This is a genomic window from Williamsia sp. 1135, assembly GCF_002095395.1.
In the GTDB taxonomy this organism is placed as follows: domain Bacteria; phylum Actinomycetota; class Actinomycetes; order Mycobacteriales; family Mycobacteriaceae; genus Williamsia.
On the sequence record NZ_MJEI01000040.1, the window covers coordinates 1 to 15063 of the forward strand.

The 15063-nt window shown below is 63.5% G+C and carries 17 protein-coding genes; 7 read left to right on the forward strand and 10 right to left on the reverse strand.

All coding sequences use genetic code 11. From position 1 onward, the window contains the following. The 4 genes from BFL43_RS29230 to BFL43_RS00965 all read right to left on the reverse strand — a co-directional run. Nucleotides 1-154: DsbA family protein (locus BFL43_RS29230; RefSeq protein WP_240497983.1), on the reverse strand; the 154-nt coding region annotated here is incomplete at its 3' end. 30 nt (nucleotides 155-184) lie between these two features. Next, nucleotides 185-595, reverse strand: coding sequence for a DUF302 domain-containing protein (locus BFL43_RS00955; protein ID WP_084889826.1), 411 nt, complete (start codon nucleotides 593-595; stop codon nucleotides 185-187). After that, on the reverse strand, nucleotides 568-864 hold the full coding sequence (locus BFL43_RS00960; protein ID WP_143694995.1) for a DUF2892 domain-containing protein: 297 nt from the start codon (nucleotides 862-864) through the stop codon (nucleotides 568-570). The genes BFL43_RS00955 and BFL43_RS00960 overlap by 28 nt, the downstream gene beginning before the upstream one ends. A gap of 28 nt (nucleotides 865-892) precedes the next feature. Beyond that, nucleotides 893-3046 (reverse strand): MMPL family transporter, encoded by a 2154-nt coding sequence (locus BFL43_RS00965; protein ID WP_084889899.1) that lies wholly within the window; start codon nucleotides 3044-3046, stop codon nucleotides 893-895. 163 nt (nucleotides 3047-3209) lie between these two features. Between BFL43_RS00965 and BFL43_RS00970 the strand changes: the two genes are divergently transcribed. Continuing rightward, a complete protein-coding gene (locus BFL43_RS00970) occupies nucleotides 3210-3476 on the forward strand; it encodes a metal-sensitive transcriptional regulator (protein ID WP_010843899.1) in 267 nt (88 codons plus the stop codon). A gap of 545 nt (nucleotides 3477-4021) precedes the next feature. Here the strand turns inward: BFL43_RS00970 and BFL43_RS28780 are convergent. Then, nucleotides 4022-4159: a hypothetical protein gene (locus BFL43_RS28780; RefSeq protein WP_158540050.1), complete on the reverse strand. Its 138-nt coding sequence runs from the start codon at nucleotides 4157-4159 to the stop codon at nucleotides 4022-4024. Between the two features lie 346 nt (nucleotides 4160-4505). On the opposite strand from BFL43_RS28780, the gene BFL43_RS00980 reads away from it, so the two are divergent. Next, nucleotides 4506-5567 carry an IS110 family transposase gene (locus BFL43_RS00980; RefSeq protein ID WP_084889903.1) on the forward strand — a complete coding sequence of 354 codons (1062 nt, stop codon included), beginning with the start codon at nucleotides 4506-4508 and terminating at the stop codon, nucleotides 5565-5567. 222 nt (nucleotides 5568-5789) lie between these two features. On the opposite strand, the gene BFL43_RS00985 is transcribed toward BFL43_RS00980, so the two are convergent. Together BFL43_RS00985 and BFL43_RS28305 are read right to left on the reverse strand one after the other, a co-directional pair. Continuing rightward, entirely contained in the window at nucleotides 5790-6266 is a 477-nt protein-coding gene (locus tag BFL43_RS00985) for a hypothetical protein (RefSeq protein WP_143694998.1), read from the reverse strand. A 528-nt stretch (nucleotides 6267-6794) separates the two neighbouring features. Further along, nucleotides 6795-7253, reverse strand: coding sequence for a hypothetical protein (locus tag BFL43_RS28305; RefSeq protein WP_143694999.1), 459 nt, complete (start codon nucleotides 7251-7253; stop codon nucleotides 6795-6797). A gap of 478 nt (nucleotides 7254-7731) precedes the next feature. Between BFL43_RS28305 and BFL43_RS00995 the strand changes: the two genes are divergently transcribed. From BFL43_RS00995 to BFL43_RS01010, 4 genes are all read left to right on the forward strand, one after another. Next, nucleotides 7732-8298, forward strand: coding sequence for a hypothetical protein (locus tag BFL43_RS00995; protein WP_084889909.1), 567 nt, complete (start codon nucleotides 7732-7734; stop codon nucleotides 8296-8298). A gap of 59 nt (nucleotides 8299-8357) precedes the next feature. Continuing rightward, nucleotides 8358-9740 (forward strand): hypothetical protein, encoded by a 1383-nt coding sequence (locus BFL43_RS01000; protein ID WP_084889911.1) that lies wholly within the window; start codon nucleotides 8358-8360, stop codon nucleotides 9738-9740. A 133-nt stretch (nucleotides 9741-9873) separates the two neighbouring features. Next, nucleotides 9874-10215, forward strand: coding sequence for a hypothetical protein (locus BFL43_RS01005; protein WP_084889913.1), 342 nt, complete (start codon nucleotides 9874-9876; stop codon nucleotides 10213-10215). Nucleotides 10216-10297: 82 nt separating this feature from the next. Next, entirely contained in the window at nucleotides 10298-10657 is a 360-nt protein-coding gene (locus tag BFL43_RS01010) for an Lsr2 family protein (RefSeq protein WP_240497985.1), read from the forward strand. Between the two features lie 127 nt (nucleotides 10658-10784). Here BFL43_RS01010 and BFL43_RS28310 read toward each other — a convergent pair whose 3' ends face one another. The 3 genes from BFL43_RS28310 to BFL43_RS01025 are packed head-to-tail and all read right to left on the reverse strand — an operon-like array spanning nucleotide 10785 to nucleotide 13397. After that, nucleotides 10785-11828 carry a hypothetical protein gene (locus BFL43_RS28310; protein WP_110472496.1) on the reverse strand — a complete coding sequence of 348 codons (1044 nt, stop codon included), beginning with the start codon at nucleotides 11826-11828 and terminating at the stop codon, nucleotides 10785-10787. Between the two features lie 7 nt (nucleotides 11829-11835). Then, a complete protein-coding gene (locus BFL43_RS01020; RefSeq protein WP_084889917.1) occupies nucleotides 11836-12996 on the reverse strand; it encodes a hypothetical protein in 1161 nt (386 codons plus the stop codon). Continuing rightward, nucleotides 12993-13397 (reverse strand): hypothetical protein, encoded by a 405-nt coding sequence (locus tag BFL43_RS01025; RefSeq protein ID WP_143695000.1) that lies wholly within the window; start codon nucleotides 13395-13397, stop codon nucleotides 12993-12995. The genes BFL43_RS01020 and BFL43_RS01025 overlap by 4 nt, the downstream gene beginning before the upstream one ends. Before the next feature lie 409 nt (nucleotides 13398-13806). On the opposite strand from BFL43_RS01025, the gene BFL43_RS01030 reads away from it, so the two are divergent. After that, on the forward strand, nucleotides 13807-14451 hold the full coding sequence (locus BFL43_RS01030; RefSeq protein WP_143695001.1) for a hypothetical protein: 645 nt from the start codon (nucleotides 13807-13809) through the stop codon (nucleotides 14449-14451). Nucleotides 14452-15063 lie beyond the last annotated feature (612 nt).

The window sequence follows — 15063 nt, forward strand, 5'->3', positions numbered from 1 at the left end:
GTTCAGGAACATCTGTGCCCTCGTTGAGCACCGCGAGACTCATCTGCCGCCAATCGATCTCGATGTCGCGGCGCTGCGCGGTGTTGACAAGCCACCGAGACGCGGCCCAGGCGAACGGGCATGCTGGGTCGAAATAGAACGTCACTGCGCTCATCTTTACTCCTTCAAGTGCGGACTGTTGGGTTCAAGCGGATGCTGCGGCTTCCAGCGCAGCGATAGCGGCGGTGAGTTTGGCTGATGCATCGGTGGCCACGGGTTCGAGTTCAGCTTCCCCGGACACCTCAACCATCAGGTCGGGATTCATGGCTTCGACGATCGAGTTCGATGGATTGGCAGGGTCGGTGCGGACCACGACGTTGCACGGCAGAAGTAGTCCGATCTGCCGATTGACCCCCAGTGCGCGGTGCGCCAAAGGTGGGTTACAGGCACCCAGGATCAGGTAATTTTCCATGTCCACGTCGATTTTTGATTTCAGGGTGTCTTTGACGTTGATCTCGGTGAGGATCCCGAAACCCTGCTCGGACAATGCGGCACGGGTACGTGCGACCGCCTCGTCGAACGGGACGGTTAGAACGGTGGAGATGGACAGTGACATAACAGCTTTCCTTCCGGGTGGGGTTTCGTGTTCGGATCTAGTGGAGTTCGGCGCGGCGCGGTAGTCCGAGGCGGTGCATGAGCAGGCTGGCCGGGGCACCAGCCGACGGCGGCGAAGAGCAGCAGGTTCAGTGCTACGAAGGCGGTCAGCAGCAGCCACCAGGTCGAGACGCTGGTGGCCAGGGCCAGGCTCGCGAGAATCATCAATCCTGCCAGGAGTGGCACTGCTCGTTCGACGGTCCACGTGGGTGCGGTTGTTCGTCTGTTCATCGGGTCGTAGGCCTTTCTGGTGGTGTATTCAGTGGGAGAACGAGATCGCGGGCAGGATCTTGCGGAGCCAGGTCGGTGACCACCATGCGGCCCGGCCGGTGAGGCGGAGTAGGGCGGGCAGCAGCATCAGCCTGATGAGTACCGCATCGAGCAGTACAGCCACACCGAGGATGATGCCCATCTCTTTGGGTGGCAACGGGTCTGCCAGTGCGAAGGTGAAGAACACTGCGACCATCACCGCCGCGGCGGCGAAGATGATTCGTCCCGAGTGAGCCATGCCGTCGATCTGTGCAGTGTCGGCATCGCCGGTGCGCTCGTAGTGTTCTTTTGCAGTGGCGAGCAGAAAGACGGTGTAGTCCATGGCGATGGCAAAGATCATCGCGAAGAAGAACACCGGCCCCCAGCCGTCAAGGAAGCCCTGCGGGGTGAACCCGAGCAGCCCGGACAGGTGGCCGTCCTGGAAGATGAGCTTGGCGACACCGAACGCAGCCGCAGTCGACAGGAGGCTGACGACTGTGCCGATCAATGCGATCAGTGGGGCCTGCAGTGAGACCAGGAGCAGGACGAACCCGAGAACCAAGATGATACCGACGATCAGCGGGAAGTAGTCGCCCAGAGCCTGTTGCAGATCGAGGTTCTCGGCCGGGGCGCCGCCGACCAGCGCATTCCCGGGAAGTGCGCTACGCAGGTCATCGACGATGGCGCCGAGTTGGGCATCGGAGGGATCAACTGCGGGCAGTGCTTGCATCATCACGTAGTCGGTGCCGTCGAGCGCCGGCTGCGGCGGGGTGACCATGCTGATTGCGGGTGTCTGTGCAGCTGCGGTGGCAGCCTGCTGTGCCTGGGCCGAGGGTGCGACGATCTGGAGCATGCCGGGGGCGCCCTCGCCCATCTGCTGCTGGACCAATTCGTATCCCTGGCGCACGGGTGCCTCCTCGGGGACCACCGAGATCGAGGGCATGGCGACCTTGAGGCCGATGACCGGGATGGCCAGCGCGATCAGCACGGCCAGCGATCCGAGCGCGAACGGCCATGGGTGGTTGTGCAGAATCTTGCCCCAGCGTTCGAACAGCGGCGAACGGTGTTGCTGGCGTTTGGCGTACGGGAGCGCCGCGGCGTTCACCTTCGGACCCAGTGCACCCAGGGTGGCCGGGAGCAACGTCAACGTGGCCGCGAGGACAAACGTCACCGCCAGCATGATGCCCACGGCCATCGTCCGCACCGCAGGAGCGGGCACCAGCAACACCGCCGACAGGCTCACCAGCACGGTCAGACCCGAGAGCACCACGGCTTTACCGGCGGTGTCCATAGTTTCGGCGACCGCGTGGGTCTTGTTGGTGTGGTTGTTGAGGGCATCCCGGAATCGGGAGACGATGAACAGGGCGTAGTCGATTCCCAGTGCGAGGGCGAACATCATTGCAAAGTTCATGGCCCACACCGAGATCGGCGTGACCTGATTGAGAAGTACCAGACCGCCGGCTGACGCGATGAGGCCGGCGATCGTCAGCAGCAGCGGCAAACCCGCTGCCACGAGCGAACCGAACGCCAACACCATGATCGCCAGAGTCACTGGCCACGAGAACAGCTCGGCCTTGATCATCGCGTCGTGATTGGCCTTGTTGAAGTCGCTCCACAGGGCAGAGGCGCCCGTGGGATACACCTCGACACCATCGCGCGACAGTTCGGTGAGCTCCCCCTTGACCTCGTCGACGGCCCGGACCATGTCATCGGTGTTCGCGTTCGCACCGGCGATCAGGATGCCGGTGTGCTGATCGCGGCTGATCGTCATCCCCGGCTGTGGAGGCACGACATCGCCGAACCGAGAATCATCTACGAAAACAGCCGTCGCATTCGCGATGGTTTCCTGCATCGTCGGACTGTCGATGGTGTCGCGGTCGGAGTGGATGACGACCTGCACCGCAGCCGATGAGTTGCCGCCGAAGTGCTGCTGCGCCAGCTCTCGCACCTGCACCGACTCCGACCCGTTGGCCTGCCAGCCAGCGCCGGCCAAGGAGGAAAACACTGACGGCGCAGCTGCACCCAGGCCGACGAGTACCAACAGCCAGATGGAGAAGACCCATCGGGAACGCCCGGCCATCGCCGCCCCCCAGCGGCCCAGCATGCCGGGAACCGACGTGGGTGGTGAACCGGGCTGTGGAGCTGTGGTCGTGGTGTCCGACATGCGAGAGACCTCCTCGAGGATCTACATTCAAATACCCTGGGGGGTATCAGTACGAACCCGACGGTACCCCTGGGGGTATCTTAGAGTCAACCTCGACCGGTGTGCGAACTCATACCCCCTGGGGTACCCTCAAGATGAATGAACAAACAGAGAGGCATGCCCCGTGACTGGTGATGAAGAGGCAATGACTGCAGTGCTGAACCGCCTGCGCCGCGCTCAAGGACAACTCTCCGGGGTGATCGCGATGATCGAAGCGGGTCGCGATTGCAAAGATGTTGTGACCCAACTCGCGGCCGTGTCCCGCGCACTCGACCGGGCTGGTTTCAAAATCGTTGCCTCGGGCATGCGTCAGTGCATCAACGGCGCCGACGGCGACCAGGCCCCGTTGACCGAAGCCGAACTGGAAAAACTCTTCCTTGCCCTAGCCTAGAGCCTCACCGGGCACCAACACCCAGCAATTGCCTGGTCGACACTACGGCACTGACAGACCCGACACCGATGAAAGTGGAACAAGTCAAAGTCCCCTGTGTCGTTGGCCGCCTTTGGTGTTTCGGCGCCTCGCGCGGACCGCATTTGACTAGTGCAGTCAAGGCGCAAGCACCCCATCCGCCTGACTTGCGAGGCGATTATTGCAGGGTACGTCAGCGGCTCTGGCAGCGCCGCAGGCGGCATCGGCTCACTGCTACTGGGTGCCCACAACGCGGCCGGCGAACTTGTCTACATCGGTCACGTGGGAACAGGGTTCACAGCCAAAGCCCGGCGGGAGCTGCGCGCCAAGCTCGACGAGCTGGCGTGCCCTGATCCTTCGTTCGCGGCCGCTCCCCCGCGTGCAGTCGCTCACCAGGCCACCTGGTGCCGACCCCAACTCGTGGGCGACGTGTTTTATCGGGAGTTCACTGATCGACTGCGCCACCCATCGTGGCGAGGGCTACGGACCGATAAGTTGCCCCACCAGGTGTCATTGCCCGGTGAGCACTAACCCTGCTCCACCTCAGGATCTAAGCGCAGCAGCGACAGCTCCCACCGCACCAAATCGATTGCCGTCACTGTTTCGGGGTCGTCGGGGTCAAACCCTTCCTCGCGCAAAGCGTCTCGCTCAAAGTTGTCGAACACCGGCGGCTCCTCTCCCCGTTCGGGTTCCTTACATCGAAGCGCGTCAGAGAGCATGCTGCAAGCTGTGATGCGGGCCGGTGCTTCCGACTTGTATAGAAGTACGTCGTGGCGTTCGAACCGGCGGGTTCGTAGCCTGGCGTAGGAGAGCGCAGGGGTGTGGCTCGGGTGCTTCGTGCCGTCCCGAGGGCGCGCTGTTGAGGGAATGGCTTGGTCTGGGTGTGTCACTCTCTGCGCTTTCCGTCTCTGGCCTGGCTCAACAGAGGCATGAGCGCACGTACGACGGTGTGACTGGAAGTCGGATTGCCGGCCGGGGATCTCCACAACCGCTCACAGAAAGGACTCCCTTTTGATCGTCATTGGTATCGATCCACACAAATCCAGCCACACCGCCACCGCCGTTGACCCTGCGACGAACGTCGACCTCGGGTCACTGCGTATCCGCTCGACAGAGCCGGACTACCAGGCTCTGTTGGAGTGGGCGGGGCGATGGCCCGAGCACCGATGGGCGGTCGAGAACGCCAAGGGCCTCGGGCACCATCTGTCGTTATGGCTTGTCCAGCAGGGTGAATCAGTCGTGGACGTCCCCTCGACAGCCACCGCACGCGTCCGACAACTCTCCCGAGGTGGCCGACGGAAAAATGACCGCATCGACGCCGCGGCCGCCGCGTGCGTAGCCGCACTGCAAGGCGACGAACGACCCGTGTTCTGCGAGGACTACACCAGTGTCTTGCGTGTGCTCGACGAGCGTCGACGCAGCTTGCTGAGCGCCAAAAGCCGACTGGTCAACCAATTGCACGCCGTGCTACGCCAGCTCCTTCCCGGCGGTGCAGATGTCGATCTGGACTCGGAGAAGGCATCCGTGCTGCTGCGCAGATTCGTACCTGAAACGCCGGCCGATGTGATGCGGCACCGGATTGCTCTGGAACTGGTGGGAGATCTTCGTCGCCTTGACGTGCAGCTCGCCGACATTTCCGAGCGCACCGAAACTACGCTGACCGACTGCGGCTCGACGCTGACGACGATCTTCGGCTGCGGACCTGTGACCGCCGGACGCATCATCGCCCGCACCGGCAATCCGTTCCGCTTCGCCACCGAGGCCGCGTTTGCCACCTACTCCGGGACCGCACCCGTGCAGATCGCCTCGGCAGACTCCAACCGCCACCGTCTATCCAGAGACGGCGACCGCGTGCTCAACTCCGCTCTCCACGTCATCGCGGTCTGCCAGGGCAGAAACGCAAACAGTCCCGGCTACCCCTACCTGCACAACAAAATCGACGCAGGCATGACCCGCCGCTCGGCGATGCGCTGCCTCAAACGCCAAGTGGCAAAGAAGGTCTGGCGAACCATGTGCCAGGACCACCGCCGGTGGGAGGCACGAGAACAACTCAGAGAACCCGCCGCCGTCTAATCGGCCAGCGGGCCCCCGCCGCTGTCCAGAACTCTTACGACGACACGCGGCGATGTCCGCGCGTCCCGAGAACGCAGAAGGGAGCGCGGAGGCCTGCTTCCCGCGTACCCAAGATGTCCCGTGTACGCCAGGCCTCCGCACCTCTACCCTACCCATTATCGAACACCTGTACTAACTTGGCCGACGGCCCGGAACGATCCCCCACGGCACTATGCGCGCGGGTCATAAATCGTTGGGCTGCAGCGAACCGATGGCGGCGACGACAGCTTGGCTCTTCCCGTCTATCCACACCGCTTCCTCGCCGTGGATGCGCGCATAGAGCAGTCCGCCGGCCGGTCGGTGTGGCCACGCCAGGTTGTAGTCACCCACCGCATCCTGAGTGACTGTTGCTGCCCACCTGGTGGCTTCGGCCAGGGCAGTGTCGACGCGAACTCCCCCGCCGAGCCCGAGGCCGATCCGGCCGGGGCCGGCAACATGCAGCATCACCTCGTCCCCCGCGATACGTTCCCCGTCACCGACCTCCACATACCAGCGCAGCCAATCGACGTTTTTGTTGTACTGGCCCAAGGCAAGATCATGGCCGACTGCTCGCAGAGCCTCACCCCAGGAGCCAGGCCCCCTTCCGTGCACGATGCCGCAGCCGTCATCGCCAATCTCCCATCGGAACTCGTATCGGCCGGGCCTGCTGGGGACAGTCACATATTGAGCATCGCATCCCGAGACATAGTCGGCTCCGGTTCAGTCCGGTCGAACTGTTTAAGTGGCCAATTCGACGGCCTACCGTCGTGACAGTTCCACACCGTCCATGGAGTAGAGATGGTATGGCGACTTTCGAGCGATACCGCTGGGTCCACGAAGAAGCTTGGATTCAGAACGCGTATTGCGTCACGTTGATCAGCGCGATCGCGCAGCCAGAGCCGACACAAGGCCCGGAGCCCACTTCTCCAACCGTTCGGCACCGGCGGGATTGGTCATGTGCGCACTGTACCGCTGCTCGAAACGTTCGAAGGGTAATGGAAGCGCCAGTTCCGGGCCGAGAACACTGCAGCGTAGGAATAGCATTCCTACACAGGGATGGCAGGTTGGTGTGGAGCAAGTTGCGGTTTCAGTATCCATTTTTCACCGGACCACAAGCAATCGCTACTCAGCCCGTATGAACTGTGAGACAGAACTTTTGAGTGCCTCGCGCGGGACAGATACGTGACGGCGATCAGAGTGCGCAGCCACTCATCGATTTCCAGGTGGTGGGGTTGCCTCCCACTGGCCGGGAGACCCTTCGACCAATCCTGGGCTTTCAGTCCTCCAGCCGAGAGTGTGTGCGCGGTCGATAATCATGCGCTCGATCTTCGGCCGGTCGGCCGGCGAGGTCACCCACTGTCGACTCAGCGCCTCGATAGTTCGCAGAATGCGAATGTGGGGCCCGCCCGAGGGTAGATGGGGTGGACCGGCGGGAACGTCACCCCAGATATGGGCACCCACCGCGGGGTGCACAAAGCCGTCGCTGATCCGCGCCGACATCATCTTGCTGTAAACACGCAAGCCCGCGGCGGACAGACCATCGCCGCGGTCATCTCCGAGTGCGAAGAACAACTGCTCCGCAAGTTGTTGTTCGTGCGCAGTCACCCGCCCGGCTATCCCTGCCACGAACTTTTCACCGGTCTCGCGCTGCCGGAACCGAGACAACACCTCAGCGACCGTATCGGCGACCGCAGGCGGGATAAGTGGCGGCGGACGTTGCAACTCCCCGCTAGTCGCCGACAGATACCTTCTGCACGCATGAGGGAAGGTCGACCAGTCCCCTTCGCCCACGGCGAATCTCGTGGCACTGAACAGAAAATTGTCGAAGAGATCGCGATGAATGGGCGGAAACCTACGCAAGCTGTCGGCTTCCCACGGGACTACTCCTGCTCGCAGCAGAAAGCCCTCACGCACCACATCTTCCACACCTTGAAGCAACACATGAATCCCCGTGCACTAGGAAAGCCAGCAGACGAGGCCGCCGGGCACAAGGTCACCGTCGGTCAGCCTACTACCGCGGCCGCGACCACCAGATCCCCGGTTACTCAGCGTCAACCAACTTGGGGTGTGGACGGTCTAGCTCTGTCGCACGTAACCTTTGCTTCTGTTGCTAGTGTGCTGGTGTGTCGAATCTGCAGAAAGGCGCATGAGCCGCCCACCGCTCACAGTCCTCATCGACGGCCTGTCCATCGAAGATGGTGCGATGGCACCTCCACGAATCGGCTCAGTCATCGAGCTCGTACTCGACTTCGTGGAGTCGGCTACTCAGTCCCCCGAAGTGATGACGATTCAGGCTGTCCTCGACCTGCACCCCACCGCTCGTCAAGACCGCGGCTCTCCAGCCGGCGAGGACCACCTCTGGACCGGCGATCTTCATGGCGACGGTTGGCGAGCCACCTGGCGCGGCGACCGTCGACGTTCGGGCCCGGTCACGCTCACTGGACGCCTGACCCACTGGCACAGCATTTCCTACAGCCCGGCCAAAGCCGTTCGGGGGTTCGTCACCCGAATACAGGTGGTGTCCAGCCCATATCACGCCCCGTCCGGTGTCCGTTGGGAGCCACAGCAGCACGGGTCCCGCCGATACCGGGACGTTGAGAAAACGCCGCCGTCCTTCGACAGAGGAGGGCTATTTTCCGTATCCCCCGCCGCCGACATCATTCGCTACCGCGAAATGGGCATCCTTGTCGATCTCGACCTCGAGGGTCTGTAATGGGCCTCAATACGAGTACGCCTGACCGCTCCAGAAAGCAGCCCTCCGATGGTGCAGGCGTGTCCGATCTGATCAACCAGATCGAAAAGCAAATCGGCCCACGCACGTTGTTGCCGCTGCGGATAGCCAACTCGCTGAGGCTACGCGGGTGGTCTGTGACAGTTCCGAACACCCGCATTCACATCAAAATCAGCTGCTCAGCCGCGAACGATGCGGGTTCCTTCCCGCTTGGGACTAACCCCCGCAAGGTCAAAGCGACAATCATCGCTTTCCCCGGCGAGTTCGATCAGACCTGGGCGACCCAACCAACCCCGAGTACGCCCATTCCCGACAATGAGGCAGAGGCATGGACTCGGGTCATGTTCGGTGAGCAGCTCGCCGACTTCGCGTACCAGCGCCGCCGGGCGGCCTCCACCCCACTCAACCGCTCCAAGGCTCCTAACCACCAGCACAAGAAGATTTTCGTTGCCCTCATCGACGGCCACGGTCACCCCATCCTTGCGCCCGACAACATCAGATGGCGCCAGAGCGAACCCGAGCCACGCAAACTCCAGCCAACCCACAACACCACGTTGCGACATCACCTCGCTGCGCACGGTCCGTACGCCGACTCCTCGAAAGAACGCGATCCCCGCACCGACCCAGACGGCGGCTGGCGCATCCAGGTCACCGGCGACCCGCTCGACACCCTCACCCCCACAGCACGCGAAGCGGTCGAACACGCACACCAGCTCTTCCGGCTGCGCGGCGCAATCCACACGGACTTCGCAACCGAACTCCTCATCGTTGCTGGCCAAACCCTGCACGTGCAGTTCCGGTGGAAGAACAACCCCAACATCTTCGCCATCTCCGGCCACATCCCGCAAACAGAAGCAGAGTTTCGATCACCCCAGGCCAACGCCCGACTCTGGATGGGATACACCGCCGGATTCTGGTTCGAAGAACTATCCACCGGCCTGATGTGGTGCGCACGACGCCAACGCATCGACGGCGTCATCTATCTCGGCAAGCGCACCAAGCTGAGCAGAGAGCCGTACAGCGTCGGCGGGCTCAACGCTCGCCCAAACTGGGACGGTGTAATCCGAGTGCCCCATAGCCCAGACCTACAGGGGAACACCGTCACCGCATTCCATCACGACCAGTTGATCTCCTGGTCGACCGCGAGTCGAAACCGCAAAGGTCAGCGGGACCAGTACGTGGCACAAGCGGTCACAGCGTGGACAGACACCGACGGCGTCGCTGAGCTCAAAATTCTCGAGGCAATTCCCAACACCGATCCCCCCGACCATGTCGTTGCCCGCACTGCCTTTCGGGCGATCTGCGACGCCGCTGACTCCGGCGCACAACACATCGCCACGACACTGGACCATCCCGTCCTCGCCAGCCTCGGGTTCATCCCCACCGCCGACCGACAAACGCTAAATACGCTGACGATGCCCTAGACATCAAACTTCGCGATTACGTCCGTGGTCTCACGGCGGTCTCCGAAGTTCGAACATTTGGGCCCTTGACACAGACAGAGGCACCCAGGTATCGCTACCCCATCGGCCCGCACCGTCCCATAGTATCGAACGTATGTTCGCATCGACAAGTGTGGCCGATTCCTGGGGTCACCGACGGACGCTGCGGATCTGCAACCCTGCCGTGCCGGTGACCGTCGACCTGTCTGTGGTGTTGGGGTGGGCGTTCGCCACCCGCCGCCCGCCCATCGGGGTCTCCCTCGATACCCGGGCCCACGGGGTGCGGTTCGAACCGGACCATCCCGGCCTGCTGGTGGCGTGGCTGCGGGCCAGCAGTGGCCAATGGATCGGCATCTGCGAGGTCCAGTTGTGGAGCACAAATGCCCGCTGCGTCATCACCGAACGGTTCTGGCTACCGCCCAGCGCGGTGCGGCGCCGCGGCGACCCACAGCTGTAGCTGGCCTGTTAACGATCCGCCGCACGCGGTCGCGGCTAGTATCGGCAGCAGCACTCAACTGAGCAGAGAAGGACGTGTATTTGTGGCTACCGTGACCCGTGTCGAGTTCACCGACGATATCGACGGCAAGGCGCTCGACATCGACGATCTCAACATGGTGAACTGGATCTGGCTAGGTGTGGAGTACGAGTTCGACACCAGCACAGTCAATCTCGACCGCATCGAGACCGGCCGCGTGCCGTTGGCGACTCTGCTCGCCAAGTCCAGGCGGGTAGGCGGACGCACACGCCAGCCCGGACACACATCGGTGGCGTCCACTCACTCGCCCGCCAGCGGGGTGGACAGCACGGCGGTTCGCCTGTGGGCCAGGGACAACGGCTACGAATTGGGCGACCGCGGCAGAATTCCGGCACACATCCTCCAGGCGTTCACTGACCGCTGAGCGCGGACACGTCCACCCCGGGGATCCGCACGGCCACAGGGCGGCCTGGTCATGAACCTCCGGCCGCGGCACGGGCCGGTGCACGCTTATGCATTGCCGGGTACGGGCACCCGCAGGGAGCAGAAGCTTAGGGTGCGCCGGCGTCCTCGAGGAGGTGCTCGGTGCGTTCGAGGAGTGCTGCCATCTGGTGGTCGAGGGCATCGAAGATGTCGTCGAGGTCCTCGAGTTCGCCGGCGGCGCGGCGGCGCGCAGTGATCCCGTCGTCGTAGGTGTCGTCTAAGGGCGCCGCGTCAAGAGGCGCGGGGGCGTTCTCGGTGGGGTGGGCGCGGCGCTTGATCACCCCCGTTGTCCAGGCGGTGCGTCCGGTGATCGGCCGTCCCGGCGCCCGCAGGTGAGTGTGCAAAATGGTGTCGACGGCACGGGAGCGCATGCCCGTGGTGGTGTCGCCGATCGGCGCGGTCAGGTTGCCCCACCGGTCGAAGGTCGGCAGCAACGCAGCGTCGGGGTCGTAGTGCTCGAGCCTGGACACCTGCGGAGTGCTGGCCCGGGCGGGTGCGGTGTGCAGGACCGGTGCCCACGCCATCGGCGAGAGGCGGCGCAGGGTGAGGTCGCGGACGCCTGCCCACCGCGAGAACACCGCATACACCCCGTGCGTGTTGTCTGCCTCGAGCGAAGTGGCGATGTCATGTCCGCCGCCGACATGCAGCACACTGCCTGCGACGTCGACGCTCACGTCACCGCACCGCAGCTCCCCCACTCGCGCGATAGGCACTCCCAGTCGGCACACCAGGGTCAGAATCAGCGCGTCGCGGCGCCCGAAAAGACCTGCTGGCCAACCACTGACCGGCAACCGGCCGATCACATGGCGAGCGGTCTCGGCGTCGCGATCGCGCGCCGACAACAACGCCCGCACCGCGGTGACCGTGCCCGGCGGGGTATGCCCGGCGACCCGGTGGCCGGCATTGATCGCTGCGACCCGCCGGCGCAGCGTCCCGCGCGCGGCGCCGGGTTCGAAATCGAGGAACCGTGCGACGGTGACCGGCGACGCCGGCAGCGCCATGGTGTCGAACGCTGTGCACCACTCGGTAAAGAGCCGCCAATGGGCGCGGTGCGAGGCCGGCAGCCGATGCACCAAACCGATATCAGCAGATCCTGCACCGAGCGTGGTCATGCGCTGCTCACATGCCGATCGTGGTAGCTGCGTTCTGGTGGTGAATGTTGTTCTCGCGCGCGTAATTCAGGAGCGAATCGACAGACTTGTGGCCGGTCTGCTTCATGATGGTCGTCGGCTCATGCCCGGTGCGGAATGCCTCGGTGACGAACCCCGCTCGCAGGCTGTGCGCGCCGTACCGGGTGATGTCCAGATCGGGGCGGGCCGCGGCGAGCCGTTTACGGACGATCGTGTGGATGAGCTGGCCGCCCGGGGCAGTGTGGGTGAGGTCGCTGGCGGCAGTGATGGACCGAAACAGATCCGTCTCCGGGTTCGTCTCCGGGAGGGTTCCGCCGCAGACATGTTTATCGTGGGGTCGGTCGGCGGCCAACAACCGGATCAGGCCCGCTCGCCCGATCCGGTCGTAAGCAAGGTGACAGTCCAGCCACCGCAGATACGCACACGGACCGCAGGTTTCCAGGTGCTCCCCGGTCGGGAGGGCTTTCTTGAATCCGGCGCCGTCCTGGTCGGTCTTGGACTTGCGGACGGTGATGATCCACCCGTCCAGGGTGCGCCGAACATCGCCCACTGTCAGCGCCACGATCTCCGAGCGACGCATCGCCCCTGCCCACCCCAGCACCAGGGCGGCGGTGTCGCGGCGTTCGCGGAGCTTCTTCCGCCACGTAGTCGCTGACGCCCGGGCAACCGTCACCGCCTCCCGCAGATCCACCAGATCGAAGGGATCTTCGGGGCGGCGGGGCCGCCGACCGGATGCAGCGCCGCGGCGGCGGATCGCCGACAACGTCCCCGACACCACCGGACTGAGCCACAACGGCGCCCCCTCCCCTATTAGCTCCTTATCGTGCTGGTGGGGGCTGTGGGCTTTGTGGACGAACTTGATCGCCGCGGCCGCGCCCTCGATCGCTGACATCGAATACGCTGCGCTGCCATCTACTTTGACCGTGTTCTCCAGCGACAGGAAGTAGTCGGCCACCACATGTGGGTTCGCTGGCAACGCCTTGTGGCCACCGCGGCGGCAGTACTCTTCGAACGCCGCCCAGGCGCGGGTGTAGTTGCGGCGCGTCGACTCCGCACGCGTGTCGAGCAGCGACGTTTCGACCCGGGTCAGCAAATCCTGCGACAGCTTTAGCGGCTGCGCCGATATCGGCGCAGGCAGTACGTCGGTCACCGCGACACCGTACCTGCGGTGTCGACGGAGATTCCGGCGACGGCGGCCCGGAGCACGAGCACCACATTCCCCACACCGGCAACGACACTGCCGACAGCGTTCGCGGCCGTGCACACCAGAAATGCCTCGCCGTCGACAGTGCCGCGGCCAACGACCCACTCACCGGCGCACGCTCCGACAACCGTCGTGCACGCCTGCTCGACAGCGGCAGCGACCGCCGCAGCATGATCGGCGATCCACTGCCAATCCTCGTCACACGCCAGCACTGTCGCCGCACACCCGGTAGGCAGGTCGACGGCGTCATCGGGATACATGTCGGTGAACACCGCACCGACCCACTCCGGTCGCGGACCCATCGCACAGTCGAGGACGGCGCTGATCGAGCCGACAGTGACCGTCACACCCTCAACCTCCCGCCTCACCTGTACACGCTCTCTACCGCAGGCTACCGACAGCCCGGCGTTGCCGCTGGTGCCACGCCCGCACCCTGCGCTAAAGCTAGTCACGCACAGCGCTCGCTGGCGTGATCTCTCCGCCATCGCTTCGCAAGGCACTAGCTCCGCGACACTGTGACTGTGACGTCGATGGACTTGTCACAGCGAGAGAGCGCGAACCTCCGCGTGCGCAAGGATCGCAGGGCCATCCAGTAGCGGGGACGTTGGTAGTTGATCCTGTGAAGACCACCTACTGAGCTGGCAACGCGTCAGCAACCGATCGTGAGAGTCTTTTCCTGTGACGCAGCCTGGTCCGATCGCACAGCTCTCCGAGGCAATTACTCGACATCCGATAGTGAGCGGGTTGATTCCGGTTTTGCTGGCGGCGCTGAAGGTCGTGGTCGTTTCGGGTGGGGACCCGCAGGCCCTTCGGGCGTTAGTACAGGACTTGGACGTCCTGGGCCTGGTCCTCGCGACGTTCTTGCCGATCGGCAGCACGCTTCTCCTCTGGGGCTTCGTATTCTGGGCCGTTGCTGCGAACAAGGCGGTCGGCAAAGTAGACAGGGCAGTTGGCCACACGCCCGAGCAGAATGCCTACTACACACGCTTGCCCGTGGTGTCCGTCATCGTCGTGGCTGTCTGTTACTGGTCCATGCCGGTCGTCTTTCTGGTGTCCAACATCGGGATCGTGGTCGCTTTAACACTGCTTGGAGTTCTATTCGGTCGCAGAGAACGATTGTGGGCGAGGTCGATTTACATCTTCGGAATCGTGCTCATTGTCGCTTCGATAATCATCTACCCGTTGGTGTCCGGTATGTGGCTGACCGCAGAACGCATCTCAGCACGTAACGAGCGGCCAGAGGTCGGGTACGTTCTTTCTTCAGATGTCCGCTGGACCCGTTACATGAACGAGGACCGCCGAGTCATAATCGTTTCGTCGTCGGAGGTGACCAGGCGAGAACCAGTTAAGTCGAGTGGCTGGTTCCACGAGACACCCAAAACACTGATCGGATGGCCGTAGCCCGGCCTCTGAGCGCGTTGAGGACTCTTATTCGTGCCGTTCTGGCCGTCGAGGGTATCGGCAGCCAAATCTGGTCAGCAGTACCTGACGAAACCACCGGACTACCGGCTCCAGCCGGCCGGGTTACCGTTCAGCGGCAACTGGTATTAGCAGCAACTCGTCCCCTAATTGGGACCGCCGCTCGCAACGTCCAGCTGACGTAATTACCGATTATCGGCTTCGCACGCTAAGGCACTCGAGCTTCGCAACTGGCTTTAGCCGCGATCGCTTCACTTAGGTGGGGGGCGTGCGCACGTCACATTACGAAAACAGCGACTATTGGCCCCGCCCGCAAACCTGGCGTCGCATCTGACCGTGGCGGGGTTCCTAAGTGAAGTAAGCGCCTGCGCGGCGACAGCGACTGCGAAGACGCCGTCGTCGGCACGGCATAGAAGCCGACCGTCTCGACAAGTACTACAATCATGGCAATGTTCGAGGTGAAGACCATGACGATTGAGGTTCCCCCCGGATAGTGGAGGGTGGTTAGGCGGCCTGAAGGTCCGCGGTCAGTGACATCTCGTAGTCGATGGGACTGAGCATCCCGATCGTTGAGTGCCTCCGTCGAGTGTTGTA

Excerpts from the sequence above, each read along its gene's own strand:
- BFL43_RS00955 (WP_084889826.1), bottom strand. The coding sequence starts at position 595 with ATGTCACTGTCCATCTCCACCGTTCTAACCGTCCCGTTCGACGAGGCG.
- BFL43_RS00960 (WP_143694995.1), bottom strand. The coding sequence starts at position 864 with ATGAACAGACGAACAACCGCACCCACGTGGACCGTCGAACGAGCAGTG.
- BFL43_RS00965 (WP_084889899.1), bottom strand. The coding sequence starts at position 3,046 with ATGTCGGACACCACGACCACAGCTCCACAGCCCGGTTCACCACCCACG.
- BFL43_RS00995 (WP_084889909.1), top strand. The coding sequence starts at position 7,732 with ATGAGCCGCCCACCGCTCACAGTCCTCATCGACGGCCTGTCCATCGAA.
- BFL43_RS01005 (WP_084889913.1), top strand. The coding sequence starts at position 9,874 with ATGTTCGCATCGACAAGTGTGGCCGATTCCTGGGGTCACCGACGGACG.
- BFL43_RS28310 (WP_110472496.1), bottom strand. The coding sequence starts at position 11,828 with ATGACCACGCTCGGTGCAGGATCTGCTGATATCGGTTTGGTGCATCGG.